At 47.2% G+C, this 26290-nt stretch carries 21 protein-coding genes; 9 read left to right on the top strand and 12 right to left on the bottom strand.

Going from position 1 to position 26290, the window contains the following annotated elements; all coding sequences use genetic code 11:
- Positions 1-8: 8 nt before the first annotated feature.
- Positions 9-2888 carry an isoleucine--tRNA ligase gene (gene ileS / locus ICN41_RS05315; protein WP_370629108.1) on the bottom strand — a complete coding sequence of 960 codons (2880 nt, stop codon included), beginning with the start codon at positions 2886-2888 and terminating at the stop codon, positions 9-11.
- Positions 2863-3813 (bottom strand): bifunctional riboflavin kinase/FAD synthetase, encoded by a 951-nt coding sequence (locus tag ICN41_RS05310; RefSeq protein ID WP_216291787.1) that lies wholly within the window; start codon positions 3811-3813, stop codon positions 2863-2865. The genes ileS and ICN41_RS05310 overlap by 26 nt, the downstream gene beginning before the upstream one ends.
- A gap of 39 nt (positions 3814-3852) precedes the next feature.
- Between ICN41_RS05310 and purN the strand changes: the two genes are divergently transcribed.
- From purN to ICN41_RS05295, 3 genes are read left to right on the top strand one after another with little or no spacing between them, the layout of a single operon-like run.
- Positions 3853-4482 carry a phosphoribosylglycinamide formyltransferase gene (gene purN / locus ICN41_RS05305; RefSeq protein ID WP_216291786.1) on the top strand — a complete coding sequence of 210 codons (630 nt, stop codon included), beginning with the start codon at positions 3853-3855 and terminating at the stop codon, positions 4480-4482.
- On the top strand, positions 4479-6050 hold the full coding sequence (locus ICN41_RS05300) for an RsmB/NOP family class I SAM-dependent RNA methyltransferase (protein WP_216291785.1): 1572 nt from the start codon (positions 4479-4481) through the stop codon (positions 6048-6050). The genes purN and ICN41_RS05300 overlap by 4 nt, the downstream gene beginning before the upstream one ends.
- A gap of 33 nt (positions 6051-6083) precedes the next feature.
- Positions 6084-7277 carry an acyl-CoA desaturase gene (locus tag ICN41_RS05295; protein WP_216291784.1) on the top strand — a complete coding sequence of 398 codons (1194 nt, stop codon included), beginning with the start codon at positions 6084-6086 and terminating at the stop codon, positions 7275-7277.
- 104 nt (positions 7278-7381) lie between these two features.
- Here the strand turns inward: ICN41_RS05295 and rpmG are convergent, their stop codons facing one another.
- The 3 genes from rpmG to radC all read right to left on the bottom strand — a co-directional run bounded on the left by rpmG (position 7382) and on the right by radC (position 8644).
- Positions 7382-7549: a 50S ribosomal protein L33 gene (rpmG, locus tag ICN41_RS05290; RefSeq protein ID WP_015421876.1), complete on the bottom strand. Its 168-nt coding sequence runs from the start codon at positions 7547-7549 to the stop codon at positions 7382-7384.
- An 11-nt stretch (positions 7550-7560) separates the two neighbouring features.
- Entirely contained in the window at positions 7561-7794 is a 234-nt protein-coding gene (gene rpmB / locus ICN41_RS05285) for a 50S ribosomal protein L28 (protein WP_011903570.1), read from the bottom strand.
- 154 nt (positions 7795-7948) lie between these two features.
- A complete protein-coding gene (gene radC / locus ICN41_RS05280; RefSeq protein ID WP_370629099.1) occupies positions 7949-8644 on the bottom strand; it encodes a DNA repair protein RadC in 696 nt (231 codons plus the stop codon).
- A gap of 30 nt (positions 8645-8674) precedes the next feature.
- Here radC and ICN41_RS05275 point away from each other — a divergent pair, with 30 nt between their 5' ends.
- Both ICN41_RS05275 and ispH read left to right on the top strand, forming a co-directional pair.
- Positions 8675-9121, top strand: a complete 447-nt coding sequence (locus tag ICN41_RS05275; protein WP_216291783.1) for a peptidylprolyl isomerase — start codon at positions 8675-8677, stop codon at positions 9119-9121.
- Between the two features lie 3 nt (positions 9122-9124).
- Positions 9125-10075 (top strand): 4-hydroxy-3-methylbut-2-enyl diphosphate reductase, encoded by a 951-nt coding sequence (gene ispH, locus ICN41_RS05270; RefSeq protein ID WP_216291782.1) that lies wholly within the window; start codon positions 9125-9127, stop codon positions 10073-10075.
- Positions 10076-10079: 4 nt separating this feature from the next.
- On the opposite strand, the gene ICN41_RS05265 is transcribed toward ispH, so the two are convergent.
- Both ICN41_RS05265 and ICN41_RS05260 read right to left on the bottom strand, forming a co-directional pair.
- Positions 10080-11273 carry an acetylornithine transaminase gene (locus ICN41_RS05265; protein ID WP_216291781.1) on the bottom strand — a complete coding sequence of 398 codons (1194 nt, stop codon included), beginning with the start codon at positions 11271-11273 and terminating at the stop codon, positions 10080-10082.
- A 62-nt stretch (positions 11274-11335) separates the two neighbouring features.
- Positions 11336-12376 (bottom strand): 2Fe-2S iron-sulfur cluster-binding protein, encoded by a 1041-nt coding sequence (locus ICN41_RS05260; protein ID WP_216291780.1) that lies wholly within the window; start codon positions 12374-12376, stop codon positions 11336-11338.
- Between the two features lie 36 nt (positions 12377-12412).
- Here ICN41_RS05260 and ICN41_RS05255 point away from each other — a divergent pair, with 36 nt between their 5' ends.
- Entirely contained in the window at positions 12413-13300 is an 888-nt protein-coding gene (locus tag ICN41_RS05255) for an SDR family oxidoreductase (protein WP_216292210.1), read from the top strand.
- On the opposite strand, the gene ICN41_RS05250 is transcribed toward ICN41_RS05255, so the two are convergent.
- The 3 genes from ICN41_RS05250 to ICN41_RS05240 form a co-directional block, all read right to left on the bottom strand.
- Positions 13281-15050, bottom strand: a complete 1770-nt coding sequence (locus ICN41_RS05250; RefSeq protein WP_216291779.1) for a glutamine--tRNA ligase/YqeY domain fusion protein — start codon at positions 15048-15050, stop codon at positions 13281-13283. The genes ICN41_RS05255 and ICN41_RS05250 overlap by 20 nt on opposite strands.
- 82 nt (positions 15051-15132) lie before the next feature.
- Positions 15133-16635 carry a tripartite tricarboxylate transporter permease gene (locus ICN41_RS05245; protein WP_216291778.1) on the bottom strand — a complete coding sequence of 501 codons (1503 nt, stop codon included), beginning with the start codon at positions 16633-16635 and terminating at the stop codon, positions 15133-15135.
- Positions 16636-16654: 19 nt separating this feature from the next.
- Entirely contained in the window at positions 16655-17116 is a 462-nt protein-coding gene (locus tag ICN41_RS05240; protein ID WP_216291777.1) for a tripartite tricarboxylate transporter TctB family protein, read from the bottom strand.
- 125 nt (positions 17117-17241) lie between these two features.
- Here ICN41_RS05240 and alaS point away from each other — a divergent pair, with 125 nt between their 5' ends.
- On the top strand, positions 17242-19866 hold the full coding sequence (alaS, locus tag ICN41_RS05235) for an alanine--tRNA ligase (RefSeq protein ID WP_216291776.1): 2625 nt from the start codon (positions 17242-17244) through the stop codon (positions 19864-19866).
- Between the two features lie 8 nt (positions 19867-19874).
- Positions 19875-20102, top strand: a complete 228-nt coding sequence (locus ICN41_RS05230; RefSeq protein ID WP_216292209.1) for a sulfurtransferase TusA family protein — start codon at positions 19875-19877, stop codon at positions 20100-20102.
- Positions 20103-20108: 6 nt separating this feature from the next.
- On the opposite strand, the gene galU is transcribed toward ICN41_RS05230, so the two are convergent.
- Complete coding sequence (galU, locus tag ICN41_RS05225) at positions 20109-20993, bottom strand: UTP--glucose-1-phosphate uridylyltransferase GalU (RefSeq protein WP_216291775.1); 885 nt, start codon at positions 20991-20993, stop codon at positions 20109-20111.
- Between the two features lie 14 nt (positions 20994-21007).
- Positions 21008-23899, bottom strand: coding sequence for a valine--tRNA ligase (locus tag ICN41_RS05220; protein WP_216291774.1), 2892 nt, complete (start codon positions 23897-23899; stop codon positions 21008-21010).
- A 24-nt stretch (positions 23900-23923) separates the two neighbouring features.
- On the opposite strand from ICN41_RS05220, the gene ICN41_RS05215 reads away from it, so the two are divergent.
- Positions 23924-26284, top strand: coding sequence for a UvrD-helicase domain-containing protein (locus ICN41_RS05215; RefSeq protein ID WP_216291773.1), 2361 nt, complete (start codon positions 23924-23926; stop codon positions 26282-26284).
- Positions 26285-26290: the final 6 nt, after the last annotated feature.

Genomic DNA, 26290 nt, shown 5'->3' with positions numbered 1-26290 from the left:
TATTGGTCTTAAGCAAATAGGCGGTGATCGCCGTTGCCAAACAAGTTGCTGATACAGCGCCCACATAAATCAGCATGCTCTGCATTGCTGCCTACATCTGCAGTGTGATGCCAGCAACGGCCACATTTTTTATATTGGCTGCCGCGAACTAAGACTTCAAGTCCTGCGCTGCTTAACTCAATATTGGCGCTTGAGGTGATCGTGACAAAACGCAAATCATTTTCTAGTGAGTGCAGAATGGCAAAGTCAATATCCCCCACTTTAATCGTGAGCTCAGCCTGCAAGGATGAGCCAACGTGACCAGCTTCACGTTCAATTTCAATGGCTTTGGTAACTTCAGAGCGGATCTCACGAATACGATTCCATTTGGCTAGTAATTCATCTGAGTTAGCAACGGCTGGGAACTGTCCAAACTCTTCCATGAAGATGGAATCCTTGGCTTTCTCATTTGAACCATGTGGGAAGGAATGCCATGCCTCTTCTGCGGTAAAGGAGAGGAAGGGCGATAACCACTTCAATAGATTGCGTGTAATGTGAAAGAGCGCATTCTGTGCAGCACGACGATCAGCTGAGTCAGGTGCGCTCGTGTAGAGACGATCTTTCAGAATATCCAAATAGAAGCCACCTAAATCTTCCGAACAGAAGGTCAGCATGCGGGCTACAGCTGGTTGGAACTCATATGCTTGGTAGTGTGCTTGCACATCTGTTTGCAATTGATTGGCTAGTGCCATTGCATAACGGTCAATTTCTAACCATTGATCAGCTGGCATTGCGTGCTTGCTAGGATCGAAGTCAGAAAGATTGGCCAACAGAAAGCGCAAGGTATTCCGAATACGACGATAGCTTTCAGTAACTCGTTTAAGAATCTCATCTGAGATGGTCATTTCACCGGAGTAATCGGTTGAAGCGACCCACAGACGAATGATTTCAGCACCAAGCTTGTCAGCTACCTGCTGAGGCGCGATCACATTACCCACAGACTTACTCATCTTGCGGCCTTGACCATCGACTGTGAAGCCGTGAGTCAATAAGGCTTTATAAGGCGGCTTGCCATCGAGCATGGCGCCAGTTAGCAAGGAAGAGTGGAACCAACCGCGATGCTGGTCAGAGCCCTCAAGGTATAAGTCTGCCAAACGACCATTTGGTGTTTCAGCTTCGGCTGTCAGTAACTCATCACGATGTGAGCCACGAATCACATGCCAGTGAGTCGTGCCTGAGTCAAACCAAACATCCAATGTGTCACGGTTCTTCTCGTATTGGGCTGCCTCATCTCCAAGAAGTTCCGCAACTTCTAATTTTTGCCAAGCTTCAATCCCATCTTTCTCAACACGCTTAGCAACTTCTTCAAGCAGTTCTTCGGTGCGTGGGTGTGGCTCACCACTTTCCTTATGAACAAAGAAAGCCATTGGTACGCCCCATTGGCGCTGGCGAGATAAAGTCCAATCTGGTCGATTGGCGATCATACTATGCAGTCGCTGCTTGCCCCATGCAGGGAAAAACTCTGTATTTTCGATCCCTGCTAATGCAGTCTCTCGCAGACTACCTTTGCCATCTGAAGGTTTTTTATCCATGCTTGCAAACCATTGGGATGTAGCACGGTAGATGATGGGTGATTTATGACGCCAGCAATGCATGTAAGAGTGGGTATAGGTTTTATCGCGCAACAAACTACCTGCTTCGCGCATCGCTTCCACAATCTTGGGGTTTGCTTTCCAGATGTATTCATTGGCAAAGAGGGGCAGCCAGGATGCGTACACTCCATTGCCCATCACTGGATTCAGAATGTCTTTGTCATCCAAGTGATTTGCCTTGCAAGACTTAAAGTCCTCCTCTCCGTAGGCGGGTGCAGAATGAACAATGCCGGTACCGGTATCCAAGGTGACATATTCTGCTAGATAGATTGGTGATAGACGCTTATATCCTTCATGCAATGGAGCAAGTGGGTGCCAGAAAGAAATATTCGCTAGCTGATTGCCTTGGCAAGTTGCAATAACATTGCCTTCTAGGCCGTAGTCCTGCAAACAGGTTTCAACTCGATCTTGAGCAAGGATCAATAACTTGTCGCCCACATCTACCAGTGCATAGGTGAGCTCTGGATGAACATTCATGGCTTGGTTTGCAGGAATGGTCCACGGTGTTGTAGTCCAAATCACAATTTGACCTGGTTTATTTGGAAGCTCAGCCATTCCAAATGCTTTCGCTAAGGCTGGGCGTTGGGCATCATCAAATGCAAAACCCACATCCACAGTGGGATCAGTTTTGTCTTGGTATTCCACTTCGGCCTCAGCCAATGCCGAGCCGCAATCAAAACACCAGTTCACTGGCTTTAATCCACGGAAGACATAACCCTTCTCCCAAATCTTGCCGAGTGCACGAATTTCGTCTGCCTCATTGCGATAACTCATGGTGAGGTAGGGATTATTCCAATCGCCCAGTACCCCTAAGCGCTCAAAATCTTTCTTTTGCTTCTCTACTTGTACCAAGGCATAAGCACGTGCCTTAGCTTGTACTTCTGCGGTTGGAAGATTCTTACCAAATTCTTTTTCAATTTGGATTTCAATTGGCATGCCGTGGCAATCCCAGCCTGGTACATAGACTGCATCAAATCCCATCAACCAACGTGACTTTACGATCATATCTTTGAGGATTTTGTTGACCGCGTGACCAATATGAATATCACCATTGGCGTAAGGAGGACCATCATGCAAAATAAATTTAGGTTCATTAGCATGCGCTGCACGAATCTTTTCGTAGAGCTTATTTTTTTGCCATTGAGCAACCCATTGAGGTTCGCGCTTAGCTAGATCACCCCGCATAGGGAATGAGGTATCTAGTAGATTGACGGGATAAGTGTTTTCTTTTTCAGACATAAGCTTTTTTCTGGAAATAATTTCTGGCATGTGCTGCATCAGCTGCAATGGCATTGGTGAGGGTATCGAGGTCGTCATACTTTGCCTCGTCCCGAATTTTTTCTAATAGTTCAACGGTAATAATTTTTCCATACACATCTTGCTGGTAATCGAATATGTGAGTCTCTAGCAATACACGACCCTGATCTTCTACGGTGGGCCTTACTCCTAAGCTCGCTACCGCAGGCAAAGGTTTCTCAGAGAGACCTAAAACTTGCGCAGTGAAAATACCAGTCGTTGCTGGCTTACGATGATGCAAGTGATTGGCCACTGCTAAATTCAAAGTAGGGAAACCGAGAGTACGACCTAATTTTTGTCCATGAATAACATGGCCTGAAATACCATAAGGTCGACCCAATAATTTTTCAGCTTGCTTCATGTCGCCATGAGCAAGGGCTGCTCTGAGTGCAGAGCTCGAAATACGTTCGCCATCCTCTAGGATGGTTTGGATGCTGGACACTTCAAAACCATATTGTTGGCCGGCTGCTTTTAGACTTGCAAAGTTGCCAGCACGTTTTGCTCCATAGCAAAAATCATCGCCAATCAAAATCCATTTGGCATTCAGACGCTTCACAATAATTTCAGATACAAATTCTTCAGGACTAAGGCGAGCGAACGCGGAGTTGAAATGCTCTACGACCACTCGATCAATACCGAGATTAGAAAGTGCGGCTAATTTGTCACGCAGATTCATGATCCGGGGTGGTGCTTGTTCCGGTGAGAAGAATTCTTTAGGGTGTGGCTCGAAAGTCATCACGCAGCTCACAAGCCCTCGTTCCTTGGCGCCTTCAACTAACTGCTTGAGTAGGGCGCGATGACCCCTGTGCACGCCATCGAAATTTCCGATGCTTAAGGCACAAGCGGGTCCTGCAGAAAACGGGGTGGGGCCACGGAATACGTTCACAAAATCGCTTTCAGGGTAGCCATCAATTATATTGTGGGCATGCTTTCTATCGTTACCTTAATCTCAGGCCGCGGATCTAATTTCGAGGCCATTGTCAAAACAGCTCAAAAAGAGCATTGGCCAGTCAAATTTGCCGGGGTCATAGCAAACCATTCAGCGGCTAAGGGCCTTGAATTTGCTCGCTCCCAGGGTATTCCGGCGTACGCGATAGAGCATAAGGGGCACGCCTCCAGAGAATCCTTTGATGCGGCCTTAATTCAGCAAATAGACCAGTTAGGGGCTGATTTGGTGGTTTTAGCTGGTTTCATGAGAATTCTGACTCCTGGTTTTATTCGACATTTTGAGGGTAGACTCATCAATATTCACCCAGCACTATTGCCAGCATTCCCAGGTTTGCATACTCATGAGCGTGCTTTAGAGGCGGGCGTCAAAGAGCATGGTGCCACGGTTCATTTTGTCACTGAGGGGGTTGATGAAGGACCAATCATTTGTCAGGCCTCCGTTCCAGTGCTAAATGGGGACGATGCTGACACCCTAGCGGCTCGAGTTTTGGCTGCAGAACATCAGATTTACCCGCGGGCCGTAAAATGGTTCCTTGATGGACGATTGCGAATAGAAGGTAATCAAGTGAAGTTACAACCCCCAGAGTCGCAATTTTTTAAATTATGAGTACCGAACGTCCACCCCGAAAATCTGCCAGCGGTTCAAGAGCTGGATCCCGCTTAGCGCCTCATAAAAGTTACGCAACAAAATCAAAAGATCCTTTGCGTCGTCCTGAGAGGCGTAATGCGAGTGGAAATTTAATCGCACCAGAAGGTCAGAAGAATTTCTCTAATGCCAAGGCATTACCTCAGCATGCAATTCATTTAGAAAGATTGTTGCCTGAGTTACTCAGTTTTGAGCAACCGGCCGATCGCGTAGTGAGTCGATATTTTCGTGCTGAACCTCAGTTAGGTAATCGGGATCGCGCTTTGATTGCAGAGAGTGCATTCGCCATCCTGCGTCGTAAAAATGAGTTCTCACAATTTGCATCTAGCGGTGAGGGTTCACAGGCCAGACGCTTAGCCCTATTGGGTTTGCTGTCCGCTCTCTCTGAGGGCGGATTGGGTTCTGCTAATCGAGCTGAGAGCGCCATTGCTGATTTGGCGCACGTCCTCAAAGCTGGTGAGTATGACTGGTTGCAGCGTTTTTCTAAAGTTGATCCTGCTTCATTAAATCCATTGGTACGAAATAATTTGCCTGAATGGTTGTGGGATGCATTGGGAAAATATCCTGGTGAAGAATCGCGTGAAGAGTTGGCTAAATCTTTAATGCATTCAGCACTGTTAGATTTACGTGCGAACACCATGAAGATCAATCGCGAAGAATTACTTGCGCAGATGAATGCCTTAGGTGGTCGCTATCAAGCAATCCCAACTCCCTATGCACCTGATGGTGTGCGCATCATGGGTAAGCCTGCATTACAAAACACGGCTGCATTCAAATCAGGCATGTTTGAAGTGCAAGATGAAGGTAGCCAACTCTTGGCCTACTTGCTAGCTCCCAAGCGTGGCGAAATGGTAGTGGACTTTTGTGCAGGCGCAGGCGGTAAGACCTTAGCAATAGGCGCCTTAATGCGTTCTACAGGACGTTTATATGCGCTTGATACATCAGAGCGTCGTTTAGCTAACCTGAAGCCAAGACAGGCACGTAGTGGCCTCTCCAATGTCCATCCCGTATGGATCGATAGTGAGAATGACTCCAAGATCAAGCGCTTGGCTGGCAAGATTGACCGAGTGCTGGTTGATGCCCCTTGCAGTGGAATGGGTACATTGCGTCGTAATCCCGATCTCAAATGGCGTCAAACCCCAGATGGGGTCTTAGAGCTCAATCAAAAGCAAATGAATATCTTAGGATCTGCCGCCCGCCTATTAAAGCCGGGTGGTCGCCTGGTTTATGCCACTTGCAGTCTTTTACCTCAGGAAAATCAAGGGATTGCAGAGGATTTTCTGGCTAAACACCCAGAATTTGAGGTTGTACCAGCAGCGGAAGTTCTTAAGCCATTGTTTCCAAAGGAAAAATTACCTCTTGGTTGTAGTGCAGACAATCCTTGGTGGCAATTGTGGCCTCATATTCATGGAACCGATGGTTTCTTTGGGGCCATTTTTCAAAAGAAAGCAGTATCTCCATCTGCCACCGCTGAAAAGATCGCAGAAAAAGAGATCAAGGTCAAAACCAAGAAGCCCGCTAAAGACTAAAATAGGGTTTTCGATCTCTTCAGGGATGCCCTTTTGAATACAGCTTCAGGTTTTGATTTGTTCCTCCATTGGCTTGCTAATGGTTATTTGGATTGGTCTTGGTGGCAAATTACCATCTTCACTCTGGTGCTCACCCATATCACCATTGCAGCTGTGACTATTTTCTTGCATCGTTGCCAAGCGCACCGTGCCTTAGAGTTACACCCCATCGTTGCTCATTTCTTTCGTTTTTGGCTTTGGCTCACGACGGGGATGGTGACCAAGGAGTGGGCATCTATTCATCGCAAACATCACGCTAAATGTGAGACGGTAGATGATCCCCATAGTCCACAGGTCTTGGGCATCCATACCGTATTGACTCGTGGTGCAGAGCTCTATAAAAAAGAAGCGGCCAATCAAGAGACCTTAGATAAGTTTGGTCACGGCACGCCAGACGATTGGATTGAGCGCAATGTGTATTCCAAGTTTTCTTGGCAAGGCGTTGGTCTGATGCTCATCATCGACGTATTTTTATTCGGTGGTATTGGATTAACAGTGTGGGCAGTTCAAATGCTGTGGATTCCGATTACTGCGGCTGGTGTGATTAATGGCATTGGGCACTTCTGGGGTTATCGCAATTTTGATTGTGAAGATGCCTCTAGAAATATTGTTCCCTGGGGAATTTTGATTGGCGGTGAAGAGTTGCACAACAATCATCACACTTTCGCAACGAGTGCGAAGCTCTCAAACAAATGGTATGAATTTGATATTGGCTGGATGTATATTCAGATCATGAGTGCAGTCGGATTGGCAACAGTGAAGAAGACCCCGCCCAAGCCCCAACTGAGCGACTTACGTCCTGCTGATCACAATACTCTGGAAGCCATCATTGCCAATCGTTATGAAATCATGGCTCGTTACAGCAAAACATTGCGTCGCTTCTTTAGTAATGAAGTACAGCATATGCAAGTACTAGCAGTGCATCTTAAGGATGCTCGCACTTGGTTGGCCAAAGATGAGTCACGCTTGACCGATGAAGAGAAGCTCAAGCTTGAAGAATTGATGGCAGGTAATGCGCAGCTACGCAAGATGATTGAGATGCGTCGTGATTTGCAGGCTATCTGGAGTCGCTCCAATTCGAGTCGAGAGCAGTTGGTATCTCAGTTGCATGCATGGTGTCAACGTGCTGAAGATAGTGGCCTCACCAGCTTACGTGAATTTTCTTTAAGACTGCGTCGCTACGCATAAATCTTTTTTAAATTATATTTGTCTCTGTTGCCTCTAGTAATTTTGAGGCAATAAAAAACCCGCTGATGTAGCGGGTTTTTTATTTGCTTGAAGCAAGAATGAACTTACTTCAGCTTTGTTTCTTTATAAGCAACATGCTTGCGAATAGTGGGATCAAACTTCATGATCTCCATTTTCTCAGGCTTAGTGCGCTTGTTTTTTGAAGTTGTATAGAAGTGACCAGTACCAGCTGATGACTCTAACTTGATTTTTTCTCTGCCGCCTTTAGCCATTTGTGCGCTCCTTAAATTTCGCCACGTGCACGAAGATCAGACAACACAGCATCGATGCCGTTCTTGTCGATAACGCGCAAACCAGCATTGGTTAAGCGCAAGCTAATCCAACGGTTTTCAGATTCAACCCAGAAACGACGGTTTTGCAGATTAGGCAAAAAGCGACGCTTCGTTTTATTGTTTGCATGGGAAACATTGTTGCCAACCATCGGCTTCTTCCCAGTGACTTGGCAAACTTTTGCCATGACATAACTCCATTAATTGCGAATAAAGAAGATTGTATCAGCCCTAGCCTGTTTTGGGCTAGCCTTAAATCACTTTGCTGTCAGCAAAAGTCCAATCCGCTCCCCAAAAAGTCCTAGGAATTGATCAATAACTTATATAAGTTAGTATTTACTATCATTTTGGCTCAATTTTCATAAGACCAGAGTCGGAGAATGAGAAAAAACCACTACCGCTCACAATGCAATGATCTAGAAGCGGAATATCGACCAATTGAAGGGCTTTAAATAGGATTTTAGTGAGCTCTTGGTCAGCTTCGCTTGGTAATGGATTGCCACTGGGGTGATTATGGGCAACGATCAGCGCGCTGGCATTCCGGGATAAAGCTTCTTTTAGGATTTCTCGAGGGTAAACGGCAGTTTGGGTAATGGAACCTCTAAAAAGCTCCTGGCACTCAATCAGGTGCAATCGGGAGTCGAGGTACAGGCAGAGGAAGACCTCGTGCGGTAGGGCCCCAATTTTGGCTTGAAGGAACTCTTTAACCTGGCTGGGGGATGAAAAAACTGATTCTTGACCTAATTGCTCTTCTAGACTTCGCTTCACAAGTTCGTAGGCTGCCTGAATTTGGGACCATTTGGATAGGCCCATACCGTGCACTTGGATAAATTCAGTGGGTTTGCAGGTCATTAAGCGGGGGAGATTGCCAAATTGATGCAATAAATCATGGGCCAAGGAGACAGCACTTTTGCCCTTTACCCCTACGCGCAAGAAGATTGCCAATAGCTCTGCATCAGTCAGTGCTTTTGCGCCGTAAAGACGAAGTTTTTCTCGAGGCTGCTCATGTTTTGGCCATTCTGTAATCGGGGAGTGCACATCGCTCGCTGGCCTAGATACAATCTCCTTATGACCAAGATTACTGTTTTGCCTAATTCCTATTTGACGCTCAACTATCGACTCACCTTGCCTAGTGGGGATGACTACATCAATACTTTTGTTGATCGTCCTGCGACGGTTTTGATGGGCTCTGGTCAATTTGCTCCTTGTTTTGAAAAGGTGTTGCTGGGATTGGGTGTTGGTGAAAAGCGAAGCGCAGTGCTATCGCCAGAGGAAAGTTTTGGTGAACGTAAAGAAGATTTGGTGCAATGGGTTTCTCTAAAAGCGCTCAAAGAAGGTCGTGATGATGATGTGGAATTTAATCCGGGTGATGTGATTGAATTTAATGCGCCTGGTGGTGCTCAATATGCTGGCGTATTGCAATCAATTAATGAAGAGGGTGCATGGTTTGATTTCAATCACCCTTTGGCGGGTAGGCCCGTAACCTTTGAAGCTGAAATTGTGGCCATTTTGTAAGTTATGACTAATCCATCTATTCCTGATAGCGCTGAAATTTTGATGGCGCAGCCACGCGGCTTTTGTGCTGGCGTGGATCGTGCAATCAATATTGTGAATGAAGCCCTGAATCGATTTGGTGCGCCAATTTATGTCAGACATGAGATTGTGCATAACGCCTATGTTGTGAATGAATTGCGTGACAAGGGTGCAGTCTTTGTCGAAGGTTTGCATGAAGTACCCAAAGGCGGCATCGTGGTGTTTAGTGCCCATGGTGTTTCTCAAGAGGTTCGCAAGGATGCGCAGGAGAGGGGATTACAGGTATATGACGCCACCTGTCCTTTGGTTACCAAGGTCCATTTAGAAGTGGTCAAAATGTGTAAAGATGGATTTACCGTTTTGATGATTGGCCATGCCGGACATCCAGAGGTTGAGGGAACCATGGGGCAAGTGAAAGAGGGCGTGTATTTGATTGAAAAAGTAGAAGATATAGAAAGCCTGCCCTTTTCTGTAGATGAAAAGATTGCTTTTGTGACGCAGACTACTTTGTCTGTAGATGAGACCAAAGAAATTGTTGATGCGCTCACTAAAAAATTCCCCAATATTGTTCAACCTCGCAAACAAGATATTTGCTATGCCACTCAGAATCGCCAAGATGCTGTGAAATTTATGGCGCCTCAAGTTGATGTTGTGATTGTGGTTGGTAGTGCAGCGAGCTCGAACTCTAATCGCCTGCGAGAGTTGTCTGAAAAGTTGGGAGTGCCTTCCTACATGGTGGATGCACCAGATCAACTCAAGGCGGAATGGTTTCTTGGTAAAAAGCGGGTAGGTTTGACTGCAGGTGCTTCTGCGCCAGAGTCTCTAGCGCAATCCATCGTTAAGCGCATTCAGGAATTTGGCCTACGCCAAGTCAGAGCATTGCCCGGAGTAGTTGAAGATGTCACTTTTTCCTTGCCAAAAAACCTAATTGACTGATTTTTTAGTCTACTTGCTTGAGTAGCTCGCGCAATATGGCGCACATCTGACGAATCTCATCATCGCTGATGTTGAGTGCAGGCATAAAACGCAAGAGATTGGGTCTCGGGGAATTAATCAGTAGGCCCTCTGGAGCGCGATCACGCGCTAGCTCCACCAACTTGCCACCAATATCCTTACCCAGCATGAGGGCGCGCAATAAACCTTCGCCGCGTTCACCTTCTAAATGAAATTCTGAAGATAGGTCTAGTAACTCGGTTTTAAGTAGCTCACCTTTTCTTTTGACTTCACTCAAAAAACCAGGAGCAAGGAGTTGTTCAATCACACTGATTCCAACTGCAGTCATGAGTGGATTGCCGTTGTAAGTCCCACCTTGATCGCCAGGTACAAAGCAGGCTACAGCATCAGTAGCAAGGAGTGCTGCGAGAGGAACGCCACCACCAATACCTTTTCCTAAAGTCATGATGTCAGGCTCAATACCGAAATGCTGATAAGCAAATAGTGTGCCAGTACGACCACAGCCCGCTTGGACTTCATCAACGATTAATAAAACGTTGTTCTCTTTAGTGAATTGGCGCAACTCACGCATAAATTCAGCTGTCGCTGGAATAACGCCACCTTCACCTTGAACCGGTTCAATCATGACGGCAACAGTTTTATCGTTTACCAATTTTTTAACTGAATCGATGTCATTGAGATCTGCCTTAGGAAAGCCAGCAACTTGAGGGGCAAACATCGTGTCCCAACCTGGCTTCCCAGAGGCGCTCATCGTCGCTAGTGTGCGCCCATGAAAGCTGTGGTCAAAGGTAATGATTTCAAAGGCGCCATTCTTGTTTAGCTGACCCCATTTACGCGCCAACTTAATAGCGCCTTCGTTTGCTTCTGCGCCACTATTAGCAAAAAAGACTTTATTAAAGCAACTGTTTGCTGTCAGTAGATTGGATAGTCCAATCATGGGCTCGTTATAGAACGCAGGACTTGGATTGATCAGTTTTTTTGCTTGAGCATTGAGCGCTTCAATCATGCCTGTATTGCTATGGCCGAGACAATTCACAGCCCAGCCTTGCAAGAAGTCTAAATAACGTTTGCCATTGTTATCCACTATCCATGAGCCACGACCTTCGACCATAATGACCTCAGGGCGTTGGGTAATAAACATGACTGAATTGGTATCGAGGGCTTGGGTTGGCTTGTTCATGTTAGTTTTTGATCAAAAGTAATAAGGGCAATAAGTGATTCTATTATCTCGCTTAATGCGATTTAGTTTGTGGCCAAATCTGCGGCGCTAGTAAAAGAATCAGCAAAGAATTCTTCTTCCGGGAGATGACACTGGGATGAAAAGTCCTCTCGTGCGGCATTGACCATCACTGGAGCACCACAAGCGTATACCTGGAACTCTTTGAGGCTAGGGTGATCTGCCATGACGGCTTGGTGAACAAAGCCGGTACGGCCTTGCCAGACATCTTCCGCTAGGGCATCTGAGATCACGGGAATGTATTTGAAGTTGGACATCTCTTTTTCCCAGGTCTGGCATAAATCATTGAGATAGAGGTCTCCTGGGCGGCGGCCACCCCAATACAACTGAATCGGCCGCTTCATTTTTTTGGCCTGCATCTGCTCGATGATCGACTTAATTGGTGCAAAGCCTGTTCCAGCTGCTACAAAAATAATCGGTTTTTTAGAATCCTCCCGCAAGAAGAAGCTTCCTAGCGGGCCTTCAAAGCGCAAAATATCTTTTTCTTTTAATGCAGGGCTAACGGCTCCAAATACGAAATCAGTAAACAGGCCGCCTGGTAAGTGACGAATATGTAACTCGAGGGGGCCTTCTTGATCAGGGGCATTAGCAATGGAATAGGCGCGACGTTGCCCATCCTTGAGAAGAAATTCCAAATATTGCCCAGCTAAAAATTGAAAGCGTTCTGCGGCGGGAAGTTGCAGCTGCAAAATAGCAACATCAGCGCTAGGTTTGGTAATGGTGTTAACGCGGCAAGGAACCTTGCGTATGGCGAGATCGCCAGCGCCTTGGACCTCACGGGCTTCAATGAGGAGATCTGATTCTGGATGGGCGCAACAAAATAAAGTCCCGCCAGCAGTTTCATCTGCTGAGCTGAGGGCGCTTTGACTATGCTGACCATGGCTCACTTGGCCTTCCAGTACCTTGCCCTTACATGAGCCGCAGGCGCCATTTTTACAGCCATAGGGTAAGTTAATACCTTGACGCAGGGCGGCCTCCAGGAGTGTTTCATCCTCGCTTACAGTAAATTGTTTGCCGCTCGTTTTGAGCGTGACCTGGAAAGACACTCTCATTCCTTTCAATAAATCGTTACGATGTTAGCTATGCAATCTTTTGGTAAACCTCGAATCCTGATTATTGGCTGCGGCGATATTGGTCTGCGTGTTGCCAGACAGCTTGCTCGCAGTTATCGAGTCTTTGCTTTAACATCTTCGCCAAATCGTTTTCAGGAGTTGAGGGAGGTTGGCGCGACTCCAATTTTGGGAAATTTAGATCAGCCAGAATCTTTGTGGAGACTGTCCGGTTTGGCGCAAACAGTCATTCATTTGGCCCCACCCCAAAATCAAGGAAATCGTGATTGCCGAACCCGCAACCTTATTCGAATTTTATCCCAAGCCCCTAATGTCGTCAGGCGCCTGATTTATATCAGTACTACCGGGGTTTATGGAGACCATGGTGGCGCTGAGGTGAGCGAGACTACTCCAATTCAGCCTCAGAGCGAGCGTGCCCAGAGAAGGGTTGATGCTGAGCGTGCGTTACGTTTATGGGCGCCAACCCATGGAGTCAGTCTCACTATTTTGAGGGTACCTGGTATTTATGCGGCTGATCGTTTGCCACTTGAGCGCTTACATTCAAAAACACCCGCTTTATTGCGAGAAGAAGATGCTTACTCGAATCATATCCAGAGCGATGATTTAGCAAGTTTGATTTGTGCGGCGGTTTATCACGGCAAACCGCAAAGAGTGATTAATACCTGTGACGGTGGTCAAACCAAAATGGGCGATTACTTTGATGAGGTGGCTGATGCCTTTGGCCTAGAAAGACCACCCCGAATGTCTGCAAGTGAGGTGCAGAAAATAGTGAGTCCGATGCTGTGGTCGTTTATGCGTGAGTCGAGAAGGGTCACTAATACACGACTGCCAGAATTAAAGACCCCATTACGCTATCCCAGCGTAAGCCACTTCTTGAAAACTATTTCCAAGAATCCTTAAGACCAACGGTTCGATTAAATACAGGTTTGCCTGGTTTGGATTCGACTTGATCGGCAACAAAATAACCATGGCGCTCAAACTGAAAGCGATCTTCCGCTTTAGCATCTTTCATGCAAGGCTCTAAGTAAGCAGAGATCGTTTGCTTGGAGTGGGGGTTAATTGCATCTAAGAAATTTTTATCACCACTATCTGGATGTGGATCAGTAAAGAGGTGATCGTAGAGGCGTACCTGTGCGGGGATCGCTTCAGCTGCGCTAATCCAATGGATATTCCCTTTGACCTTGTAATTATTTGAACCAGGCGTACCGCTCTTGCTGTCCGGGAAATGGGTCACATTGACTTGGGTCACATTGCCTTTTGCATCCGTCTCAAAACCGGTGCACTCCACTACAAAGCCATGGCGCAAACGCACTCGACTGCCTGGCTGATCACCGATTGGCGGGTAAAGGCGAAAGAAGCCTTTAACAGGCTCCTGCATGAAGTCATCTGCTTCGATCCAGAGTTCTTTAGTGAAATGAAACTCACGATTACCCCACTCAGGGTGTTGTGGGTGACGCGGGGCTGAACAGGGTTCGCTAGCCGCAGCATCAAAGTTCTCAACTACTAGTTTCAGTGGTTTTAGCACTGCAGTTGCGCGTGGAGCCCTCACTTCAAGGTCGTCACGCAGTGCTTGATCAAGCGTGCTCATATCAATCCAGCTATCCGCTTTGGATACACCGATGCGCTCGCAGAACAGGCGAATACTTTCTGGAGTGTATCCACGACGACGAATACCCACAATCGTCGGCATGCGCGGATCATCCCAGCCATCAACATGTTTCTCTTCTACCAATTGCAGTAGTTTGCGTTTGCTAGTGATGGTGTAAGTGAGATTTAAGCGAGCAAATTCATACTGATGGGGGACTGGGTCTTTAAAGACGCCTAATTCCTTGAGGGAATTGACGATCCAGTCGTAGAGTGGGCGATTATTTTCAAACTCGAGCGTGCAAATGGAGTGAGAAACATTTTCCAAAGCATCTGAAATACAGTGTGTGAAATCATAAAGCGGATAGATGCACCACTTGCTTCCAGTGCGGTGATGGTCTGTGTGGCGAATGCGATAAACCACAGGATCGCGCATCACAATATTGGGGTGCGCCATATCAATCTTGAGGCGGAGCACATGCTCACCGTCTTTGAATTTACCATCGCGCATATCGCGAAATAGTTGTAAATTTTCTGCAGGGCTGCGATCGCGGTAGGGACTATTTTTGCCTGCTTGCCCAAAGTTACCGCGATTAGTATGAATATCATCCGCACTTTGACTGTCGACATAGGCCTTGCCGTGTTCAATCAACACTTCGGCAAAAGCATAGAGCTGGTCAAAGTAATCACTGGCGTGATAGAGATGCGTTCCCCAATCAAAGCCCAGCCATTTCACCGCATCCAAAATACTATCGGCGTACTCAACATCCTCTTTAACCGGATTGGTGTCATCAAGTCGCATATTGCAACGAGCACCGCCAGCTTGTTGGTTGTAATCGGCTGCTAAGCCGAAGTTCAAGCAAATACTCTTAGCATGACCAATATGAAGATAGCCATTAGGCTCGGGTGGAAAGCGGGTAATGATCGACGGAATCGATTGTCCAGCCAAATCAGTGCGCTGCTTAAAGGCACCACTCGCTAAGTCATGATCGATGATTTGACGTAAAAAATTTGACGGCTCGGCAATGGGCGCTACCGCTTTGGATGGTTTGCTATCTTGGGACATAGTGACATTGTAGAGAAAAGCCCCAAGCCATAAAGAAAAAGCCCGCAAACTGCTGCGGGCTCATTCTGGTGTAGGAAGAAGATTATTCCTCTACGAAAGCTTCTTCTCGGGTTTTCTTAACCGCTGGTAATGCCACGATGACCACCAAGAGGGCTGCTGCAATGAGCAATCCTAAGGACAGTGGACGCGTAACAAAGGTAGAGAAATCACCGCGCGACAAGAGCAGGGCGCGGCGGAAGTTCTCTTCCATCATCGGTCCAAGTACAAAGCCCAAAAGCAATGGAGGAGGTTCGCAACCCAGTTTGAAGAACAGGTAACCAATCAAGCCAAAGCCAGCGGTCACATAAACATCAAACACGGTGTTGTTCACGGTGTAAACACCGATACAGCAGAACACCAAGATGGCTGGATAGAGGAAGCGATAAGGAATCTTCAAGAGCTTTACCCAGATACCGATCAGTGGCAAGTTCAAGAGAATCAACATGACGTTACCAATCCACATGGATGCAATCAGACCCCAGAACAAAGCAGGGTTGCTGGTCATCACTTGTGGGCCTGGCTGGATGTTATGAATGGTCATTGCACCAACCATCAAAGCCATCACGGCATTTGGCGGGATGCCCAATGTGAGCAATGGAATGAATGAGGTTTGTGCAGCAGCATTGTTTGCTGCCTCTGGACCTGCAACGCCTTCAATCGCACCTTTACCAAATTCATGGCTGTACTTAGAGGATTTTTTCTCAACTGAGTAAGCACCGAAAGCAGCCAATGCAGCACCACCACCAGGCAGGATGCCGAGGACAGAACCAATCGTCGTACCACGCAGAATTGAAGGAATCATGCGCTTGATATCGTTCTTGGTAGGAACCATGGTGGTGAGCTTATTGAGGAAGCCCTCGTCATCACCAGTCTTTTCCAGGTTACCCATGATTTCAGCGAAACCAAATACGCCCATTGCAACAGCAACGAATCCAATACCGTCACTTAACTCTGGAACGTCGAAAGCGTAACGAGATACACCAGAATTCACGTCAGTACCGATGAGGCCCATAAGTAGACCCAAGATGATCATGCCAATCGCCTTAATCAAGGAGCCTGATGCCAAAACCACAGCACCAATTAAGCCCAAGACCATGAGTGAGAAATACTCAGCGGGACCAAATTTAAATGCAAGCTGTGAGAGAGGGGCAGCGAAAGCAGCCAAGATCAAAGTTGCTACGCAACCTGCAAAGAATGAACCCATACCGGCAGTGAACAAGGCAACACCAGCACGGCCATTACGAGCCATTTGGTATCCATCAATTGCCGTGACCACCGAGGACGTCTCCCCCGGAATATTCAGCAAAATTGCGGTTGTGGAGCCACCATATTGGGAGCCGTAGTAAATACCAGCCAACATAATCAAGGCAGCAATTGGAGGCAAAGCATAAGTGGCAGGCAAGAGCATGGCAATGGTTGCGATCGGGCCTAGGCCAGGTAATACGCCAATCAAGGTGCCCAAGACGCAGCCAATCAGGCAATACATCAGGTTTTGTAAAGTAAATGCGGTTTCAAAACCGAGGGCTAAATTAGTAAATAAATCCATTTTGTAGAGTCCCGGTTCGTTATTGTTGTAAGAAAACTGGCAGCAGTGGGAACTGGAGCTTTAAGCCCAGTACAAACACGGAATAGGTAAAGGTCACGAGGAAGGCGGCATTAATTGCAGTACCTTTCCAAGTAAATTCCTTACTCGCACTTGCTGCTACAAATACCAAGACCACTACAGCAACTAAAAAACCCATTCTAGGTAAAAGGAGTCCATAAAGAACTACAGCACCTGTAATCTGGGCAATGATGCGCCAGTTGAACTTAGGAATAGATTCAATCGCAGCTTTAGCACCGAAAGACTTCACTAAAACTAATAGACCGATCAGGGCCATCAAAATGCCGAGCCAGAATGGGAAATAGCCAGGCCCCATTTTGGCCGCAGTGCCATATTGATATTGTCTAGCGACGATGGCGAAAAAGAGACCGACAACCATGTACATGATTCCAGCCCCAAAATCCCGTTGATTGCGAATTTTCAAGTTGCGCTCCTTGTATATCGACTTAATTGCCGATCTATTTATTAATGTTGAGCGATTGTAGAGCACCTTGGGGGGTTCTTGTCTAGGGTTTGCCCTAGACGGGTGCCAATGCGATAATTATTGCCATGAAAGTCTCCCAAATTCGCCAGGCATACCTGGATTTCTTTGCCCAAAAGGGCCACCAAATCGTCCCCTCCAGCCCGGTAGTGCCTGGAGATGATCCAACCCTGCTATTTACGAATGCCGGGATGAATCAATTTAAAGACGTATTTTTAGGCTTTGACAAGCGCCCTTATAGCCGAGCCACGACTGCTCAAAAATGCATCCGTGCAGGCGGAAAGCATAACGATCTGGATAACGTGGGTTATACCGCTCGCCATCACACCTTTTTTGAAATGTTGGGTAATTTCTCTTTTGGAGATTATTTCAAAAAAGACGCTATTCAATTTGCTTGGGATTTGTTGACCCAAACTTTAAAGCTACCAAAAGAAAAACTGTTGGTCACAGTCTATGCAGAAGATGATGAGGCTTACGAGATTTGGAATAAACAAATCGGCGTGCCAGCTGACCGCATTATTCGGATTGGGGATAACAAAGGCGCGCGCTACGCTTCTGATAATTTCTGGATGATGGGCGACACTGGTCCATGTGGTCCATGCACTGAGATTTTTTATGATCATGGCGAGCACATTGCAGGCGGCCCACCCGGAAGTCCAGAAGAAGATGGCGATCGTTTTATCGAAATCTGGAATAACGTTTTTATGCAGTTCAATCGCGACGAAGCCGGCAATATGCATCCTTTGCCTAAGCCAAGTGTGGACACTGGAATGGGTCTTGAACGGATTGCTGCTGTTTTGCAAAACGTACATTCCAATTATGAGATCGACCTCTTCGTCAATTTATTGCAGGCTGCCAAGGAAGCAGTGGATGCTGCCGGTGGTGAGAACTGTGATGCCCAAAGCCCATCACTGAAAGTAATTGCCGACCATATTCGCGCATGTAGTTTCATTGTGGTGGACGGCGTTATTCCAGGCAATGCGGGTCGTGGTTATGTATTGCGCCGTATTGCGCGTCGAGCGATTCGTCATGGTTACAAGTTGGGCGCACGCAAACCATTTTTCTATCAGCTAGTGCCCGCTCTTGTAAAAGAAATGGGTGAGGCATATCCAGAGTTACGTGCTGCACAAGACAAAGTTAGCGAAGTTCTGAAGCAAGAGGAAGAGCGTTTTTTCCAAACCATTTCCAATGGAATGGAAATCTTGGAAGGTGCCTTAGCTAGTGGTGCAAAAGTAGTTGATGGCGAAACGGCATTCCGTTTGCATGACACTTTTGGCTTCCCTTTGGATTTGACTGCAGACGTATGTCGTGAGCGTGATGTCACTGTCGATGCAGAAGGCTTTGAAGTAGCCATGCAAAAGCAGCGTGATCAAGCCCGAGCTGCAGGTAAATTTAAAGTGGCCCAAGGATTGGAATACAAAGGTAAGCCAACTCAGTTTCATGGTTACGACACGCTGAAGCATGAAGGCGCGAAAGTCACTGCCTTATATGTTGATGGTTCAGCAGTTCAGGTAGTTAAAGCAGGTGATGCTGCTGTGATTGTTTTAGATAACACCCCTTTCTACGCTGAGTCCGGTGGACAAGTGGGTGATAAGGGCGAGCTGCGTAATGAAACCGTGCGTTTTGATGTAGCTGATACTTTTAAGATTCAGGCGGATGTCTTTGGGCATCAGGGTGAAGTCTTAGAAGGCGAGATCAAAGTAGGCGATACCTTAAATGCCTTGGTAGACGTTTCTCAGCGTACTGACATCATGCGCAATCACAGTGCAACCCATATCTTGCACAAAGCACTACGTGAGGTACTTGGCGATCATGTACAACAAAAAGGTTCCTTGGTAGATGCTACTAAGACCCGTTTTGACTTTACTCATAATGCTCCGATGACGGCTGAGCAAATTCGCCGTATTGAAGATATCGTAAATCGCGAGATTTTGGATAACAGCGCTACCTCTGGCAAGGTGATGTCTTTGGAGGACGCACAAAAGACCGGTGCCATGATGCTCTTCGGTGAGAAGTATGGTGATGAAGTTCGTGTCCTAGAGATTGGTAGCTCAAAAGAATTGTGCGGTGGTACGCACGTAGCGCGTACTGGAGATATTGGTAGTCTGAAGATTGTTTCTGAGAGTGGTGTCGCTGCCGGTATTCGTAGGGTAGAGGCAGTCACTGGTAGTAACGCACTGCAGTTCTTGCAAGGCTTGGAAGACAAAATCAATGAGGCTGCAGCCATCTTGAAGACGCATCCTGGCGATGTAGTCAATCGCGTTGCACAACTCCAAGATGCCTTACGTCAAGCAGAGCGTGAATTAGAAAAAGCAAATTCAAAACTGGCCGCTAGCCAAGGCGATGAGTTAGCCAATCAGGCAGTCGATGTCAACGGTCTGAAGGTCTTGGCGGCTCGCTTAGATGGCGCAGATGCACAGGTATTGCGTGAGACGATGGATGCTCTAAAGGCTAAATTGAAAACTGCTGCAATCGTATTGGCTTCAGTGCAAGGCGATAAGGTGAGTTTGATTGCGGGTGTGACTGCCGATTCGATTGCTAAGGTCAAAGCAGGTGACCTAGTCAATTTTGTTGCTCAACAGGTTGGCGGCAAAGGCGGTGGCAAGCCAGAAATGGCCATGGCTGGTGGTAATGACCCCAGTAAGGTTGGTGCAGCATTGGCCGGCGTAAAAGATTGGGTGGCAAGCAAGTGAGCCAGGAAATTGCATTCAATGCAGAAGTAGATGCGGTTGGCATGAACTGCCCACTTCCCATTTTGCGGACCAAAAAAGCTTTAGCAACTATGCAATCGGGTGAAGTTTTGAGGATTAAAGCGACAGATGCTGGCGCTGCTCACGACTTTCCAGCTTTTGCTAAGCAGACTGGAAATGAATTGATTGCCAGCACCACCGAAGGTGAAGTGCTGGTCTTCTACATGAAAAGACGCTAAATAGCTTCAAGTGAGAGAGCGACTTTTTAGGTAAGCCGCAAAATCATTTGCCACTTCAGGGTGGCGCAATGCAAATTCCACAGAAGCCTTAAGATAACCCAATTTGCTTCCACAGTCAAAACGCACGCCATCGTATTCATAAGCAAAGACAGGCTCAACTTTTAGCAAGGAAGCAATCGCATCGGTCAGTTGGATCTCGCCACCAGCACCAGGCTTGAGATTCCGAATGTGGGCAAAAATATCTGATGACAAAACATAACGTCCAACCACTGCCAGGTTTGATGGCGCATCCTGGGGTTGTGGTTTTTCGACGATGCCATTGAGGCGATAGATGCCTTTAGCCACTTCGCTGCCATCGACGATGCCATATGAGCTGCTTTTGGACGGATCAATTTTCTCTACTGCAATAACAGAGCCATTTTGTTCTTCAAATACCTTGAGCATTTGCTTGAGCACGGGCGGCTGACCGTCTAATAAATCATCGGCCAAGATGATGGCAAATGGCTCATCACGCACTAATTTTTCGGCACATAAAACAGCGTGACCTAGACCCAGGGCCTCTGCTTGTCTTACATATACGCAGTCAACATGACTGGGTTTAACGCTTCGCACGATTTCGAGTAAGGCATGCTTGTTTTTTGCCTCGAGCTCGGCTTCGAGTTCATATGCCTTATCAAAATGGTCTTCAATTGCACGTTTGCTGCGGCCTGTTACGAAAATCATTTCGGTAATGCCAGCAGCAATAGCTTCTTCAACCGCGTACTGGATTAAAGGTTTATCAACCACGTTGAGCATCTCTTTAGGGCTAGCCTTAGTGGCTGGCAAAAAGCGTGTGCCTAAACCGGCAACAGGAAATACGGCTTTCGTAATGGCTTTGGTGCTTAAAGGCATTTAGGATCCAATTCTTATTTAATTCGCTCTAATTGTGCAACAAGCTTCTGGTGGTTTTGCTCAAAGCCTGCAAGGCGTTGTTTTTCTTGGGCTACAACCTCAGCCGGGGCCCTAGCCACAAAGCTTTCGTTGGTCAGTTTAACCCTGGCTTTCTGAATTTCATTAGCCAAACGCTCAATTTCTTTTCCTAGGCGAATGCGTTCAGCTGCTACATCCACCTCAATTTTGAGGAGGAGCTTTAGATCGCCTATAAGGGCAATGGGGGCGCCAGGCGCATCTTTTTCCAGGGCAGACTCGTCGCTATAGATTTTGACTTCAGATAATTTAGCTAAGGCTAGGAGATAAGGCGTAGCCTTTTGCAAGAAAGCCTCCGGTCCGCTAATCCATAGCGGTACTTTTTGACCAGGGGGCACTTGCATCTCTCCCCGCAAGTTTCTGCAGGCATCGACAATCGATTTAATTTGAGCCACCCAAGCTTCACTTTGTTCATCAACTTTTTCAAGCTGGGCGATTGGATAGGGTTGAAGCGCAATTGTTTGCTTGAGTTGTGCAGAGACATCTTTACCGGTTTTAGGAGCAACAGTTTGCCAAAGGGTCTCGGTAATAAATGGAATCAAAGGATGCGCCATGCGCAGAATGGTTTCAAGCACGCGCAACAGGGTGCGGCGAGTTGCGCGTTGCTGTGCTGGGGTGCCGGTTTGCAGTTGCACCTTTGCTAACTCCAAATACCAGTCGCAGTATTCATCCCAGACAAATTGATAGATGCTGCCAGCAATATTGTCGAAGCGATAGTTTTCAAAGCCTTTAGCAACATCGGCTTCCGTCTTTTGCAAGATCGACACAATCCATTTATCTGCTGGAGAGAAGTCCAAATAGCCATCCGGACCACATTGATTGTCACAAGGAGCAAATCCATTCTCTTCATCGCTGCCAGAGCAATTCATCAGAACAAAGCGAGTGGCATTCCATAACTTATTGCAGAAATTACGATAACCTTCGCAGCGTTTTTGATCAAAATTAATGTTACGACCTAGCGATGCCAAAGAGGCAAAGGTAAAGCGTAGGGCGTCTGTACCAAAAGCTGGAATGCCGTCTGGAAACTCCTTCTTGGTTTTCTTGCCAATACTTTCTGCTTGCTTTGGATTCATCAATCCAGAGGTTCTCTTAGCTACCAATTCTTCAATTTGAATGCCATCAATCAGATCGATTGGGTCCAAGGTATTGCCTTTGGACTTGCTCATCTTTTGACCCTCGGCGTCTCGCACTAAACCGTGAACGTAGACCGTATGAAAGGGCACCTTGCCGGTGAAGTGGCAGGTCATCATGACCATACGAGCTACCCAGAAGAAGATGATGTCAAAACCAGTCACCAAGACCGATGATGGCAAGAAGTGTTCCAGCGCAGGCGTTTTCTCAGGCCAACCCAGAGAGCTAAAAGGTACCAATGCAGAGCTGAACCAGGTATCTAATACATCTGGATCGCGATTAAGTTGGCCGGTGTACCCTGCTTTAACAGCCTGAGCTTTCGCATCCTCTTCCGAACGTGCTACAAAGATTTGTCCATCATCTCCGTACCAAGCTGGAATCTGATGGCCCCACCACAGTTGGCGTGAGATGCACCAGTCTTGAATATTTGCTAGCCACTGGGTATAGGTATTGATCCAGTTTTCTGGGACCAGTTTGATATCACCTTTGGTAACAGCGTCTAGAGCTGCGCCAGCAATGGATGAGCCAGGTTGATATTGATTATCTGGACTTGGCTTAGACATCGCCACAAACCACTGGTCTGTAAGCATCGGTTCAATGATCGTTTGCGTGCGATCGCCGCGCGGCACCATCAACTTATGAGGCTGTACTTTTTCTAGCAAGCCAGCAGATTCAAGATCGGCAACTACTTGTTTGCGCGCAGCAAAACGCTCCATGCCTTGATAAGCGGCCGGAGCATTTTCATTAATTTTGGCATCTAGTGTGAGGATATTGATCAAAGGAAGCTGATGACGTTGACCCACTGCATAGTCATTAAAGTCATGTGCAGGCGTTACTTTGACAACGCCAGTTCCAAAGTTTAAGTCAACATAGTCATCGGAAATGATCGGAATTTCTCGATTGCATAAAGGTAGGTTTACCGATTTGCCAATGAGATGCTTATAGCGTTCATCTTCTGGGTTCACCATAACGGCAACGTCACCCAGCAGGGTTTCAGGGCGGGTAGTGGCCACAGTTAAGGAGCCTGAGCCATCGGTTAATGGGTAACGGATATGCCACATCGATCCGTCTTCTTCTTCACTCACTACTTCGAGATCAGAAACGGCAGTGCCCAATACGGGATCCCAGTTCACTAAACGCTTGCCGCGATAAATCAAGCCTTGTTCGTGAAGGCGCACAAATACTTCCACCACCGCTTTGGACATTTTGCTGTCCATCGTGAAATACTCTTTGCCCCAATCAATCGATGCACCTAGACGACGAATTTGGCGCGTGATCGTGTTGCCAGAAGTTTCTTTCCACTCCCAGACTTTTTCTAGGAACTTTTCACGACCTAAGTCATGACGAGAAATCTTTTGAGCATCAAGCTGGCGCTCCACCACAATTTGAGTTGCAATACCGGCATGATCAGTACCTGGTACCCATAAGGTATTTTTACCCAACATCCTGGCATGACGTACCAAGCCATCCATGATGGTTTGATTAAATGCATGACCCATGTGGAGGGTGCCGGTGACATTGGGCGGAGGCAGTTGAATCGAAAAATCACCTTTGCCCTCATCCATACTGGCATCAGCAATTCCTCTGCGCTCCCACTCAGGGCCCCAGTAGGCTTCAATGGGGGCTGGTTCGTAGGATTTGGCGAGTTCGTCTACCGAGCTGGTCGCTGGAGAATTAGGGGTATTTGAGGCATTTGGCATAAGAGGCAAATTATAATTGGGACGATGTACTCAGACTTGCTCGCGAACCTCAATCCAGAACAGCGCGAGGCAGTAACCCTCCCGCCCGTCAATGAAAATGGCCAAGCCCAATCCGCCTTAATTTTGGCTGGGGCTGGTAGCGGAAAGACGCGCGTCCTCACCACCCGCATTGCTTGGCTCATCCAAACCGGACAAGTTTCCCCAATTGGGGTCTTGGCGGTGACCTTTACCAATAAGGCCGCCAAGGAGATGATGTTGCGTCTAAGCGCGATGCTGCCCATCAATACCCGGGGTATGTGGATCGGCACTTTCCATGGTCTTTGCAATCGCTTATTGCGAGCCCACCACAAAGAGGCGGGTCTGCCATCCACTTTTCAGATTTTGGATACCCAAGATCAGCTATCGGCCATCAAGCGGCTCCTAAAGGGTTTGAAGGTGGATGACGAAAAATATCCACCGAAGCAATTGCAATACTTTATTGCTCACGCCAAAGAGCGTGGGCAGCGCGCCAAGGATCTTTCGGTTGGCGATGACTTTCAGGCAAAGATGGCTCAACTGTATGCGGCCTACGATGAGCAGTGTCAGCGAGAAGGGGTAGTTGATTTTGCCGAACTACTCTTGCGTAGTTATGAGTTGTTAAAACACAGTGAGCCCATTCGGACACATTATCAAGAACGATTTCGCCATATTCTGATTGATGAGTTCCAAGACACTAATGCATTGCAATACGCCTGGCTGAAATTACTTTCTGGACATGATGCAAGTCGAGTCAATGTCAGTGGTATGGGCAGTAGCTCCGTGTTTGCTGTCGGCGATGACGATCAAAGTATTTATGCTTTCCGTGGTGCCGACGTTGAAAATATGCGTTTGTATGAAAAGCAGTATCACCCCATGATGGTGAAGCTAGAGCAGAACTATCGCTCGCATGGTCATATTCTGGATACCGCCAATCATTTGATTGCAAATAACTCTGAGCGCTTAGGCAAGAACTTGCGAACTGATGCTGGGCATGGCGAGCCAGTTCGAATCTACGATGCGCCGAGCGATCATGCTGAAGCAGCATGGCTGGTTGATGAGATCAAAGCTTTGGTGAGTAGCGGCACTAAGCGCACTGAAATTGCGCTGCTTTATCGCAGTAACGCTCAGTCCCGCATCATCGAGCATGCTTTGTTCTCAGCTGGTATCCCTTATCGTGTCTACGGTGGCTTGCGATTCTTCGAGCGCGCTGAGATTAAGCATGCTTTGGCTTATTTGCGCCTGCTTGAAAATCCAAATGATGACACCTCATTCTCACGTGTGGTGAATTTTCCAACGCGCGGAATTGGTGCGCGATCAATCGAAGCCTTACAAGATGCTGCCAGAGCTCAACAATGCTCTTTATATTTAGCAGCCTCTTCTTTAGAGGGTAAGGCAGGTGCTTCCTTGGGTGGATTTGTCCGCTTGGTTGATCATATGCGTGAAGCAACTCGTCACAACACCTTGCCCGAGACGGTAGAGTTTGTGATTCAGCACAGCGGTTTGATTCAGCATTACTTGACTGAGCGTGAAGGTCAAGACCGCGTAGAAAACTTACAAGAATTAATCAACGCTGCTACTGCATTCATTGCCGAAGAAGGCTATGGTCAAGATGCAGCAGCGGCCATGCTACCTGGCGAAAATGATCCTGGTATTGAGATTTCTCCGCTAGCGGCATTCCTATCTCACGCCTCCTTAGAGGCTGGTGATAACCAAGCGCAAGCTGGGCAAGATGCGGTGCAATTAATGACAGTTCATTCAGCCAAAGGCTTGGAGTTCACCTCGGTCTTTATTACCGGCTTAGAAGAGGGATTATTTCCTCATGAGAATAGTGTGAATGAGCAAAATGGCTTAGAGGAAGAGCGACGCCTGATGTACGTAGCAATCACTCGTGCAAAAGAGCGTCTCTATCTCTCCCATACTCAGTCCAGAATGTTGCATGGGCAGGTACGTTACAACATGCCATCTCGTTTCTTAGAAGAATTGCCTGAAGAATCCTTGAAGTGGTTAACGCCTAAGGCTAAAGATGCCAGATGGGGTGGTCAATCTCGCTCGGGCTCTACTTGGCAAGATGGCTACACTCGCCAACGCGAATATGAATCCAATGATTTTTTTGACTCAGGTAGTGATCGCTCGCGACCAACTAAGCGAATTGGTTCGGCATCCACTGAGGTGAGAAGAATGGCTGCACCACCTCGTGGAGATTACCCATTTAAGATTGGTCAAAATGTCTTTCATACCAAGTTTGGTGAAGGCAAGGTGACCGGCTTGGAAGGTAAGGACGCCGATGCAAGAGCTCAGGTGAGCTTCAAGCGTCACGGCGTTAAGTGGTTACAGCTCAGTATTGCTAAGTTAGCTGCAATCGACTGAAGACTC

The organism is Polynucleobacter sp. 15G-AUS-farblos (genome assembly GCF_018882445.1).
Lineage (GTDB): Bacteria > Pseudomonadota > Gammaproteobacteria > Burkholderiales > Burkholderiaceae > Polynucleobacter.
The sequence above is the reverse complement of the archived record's forward strand: the minus strand, read 5'-3'. Positions and strand labels throughout refer to the sequence as shown.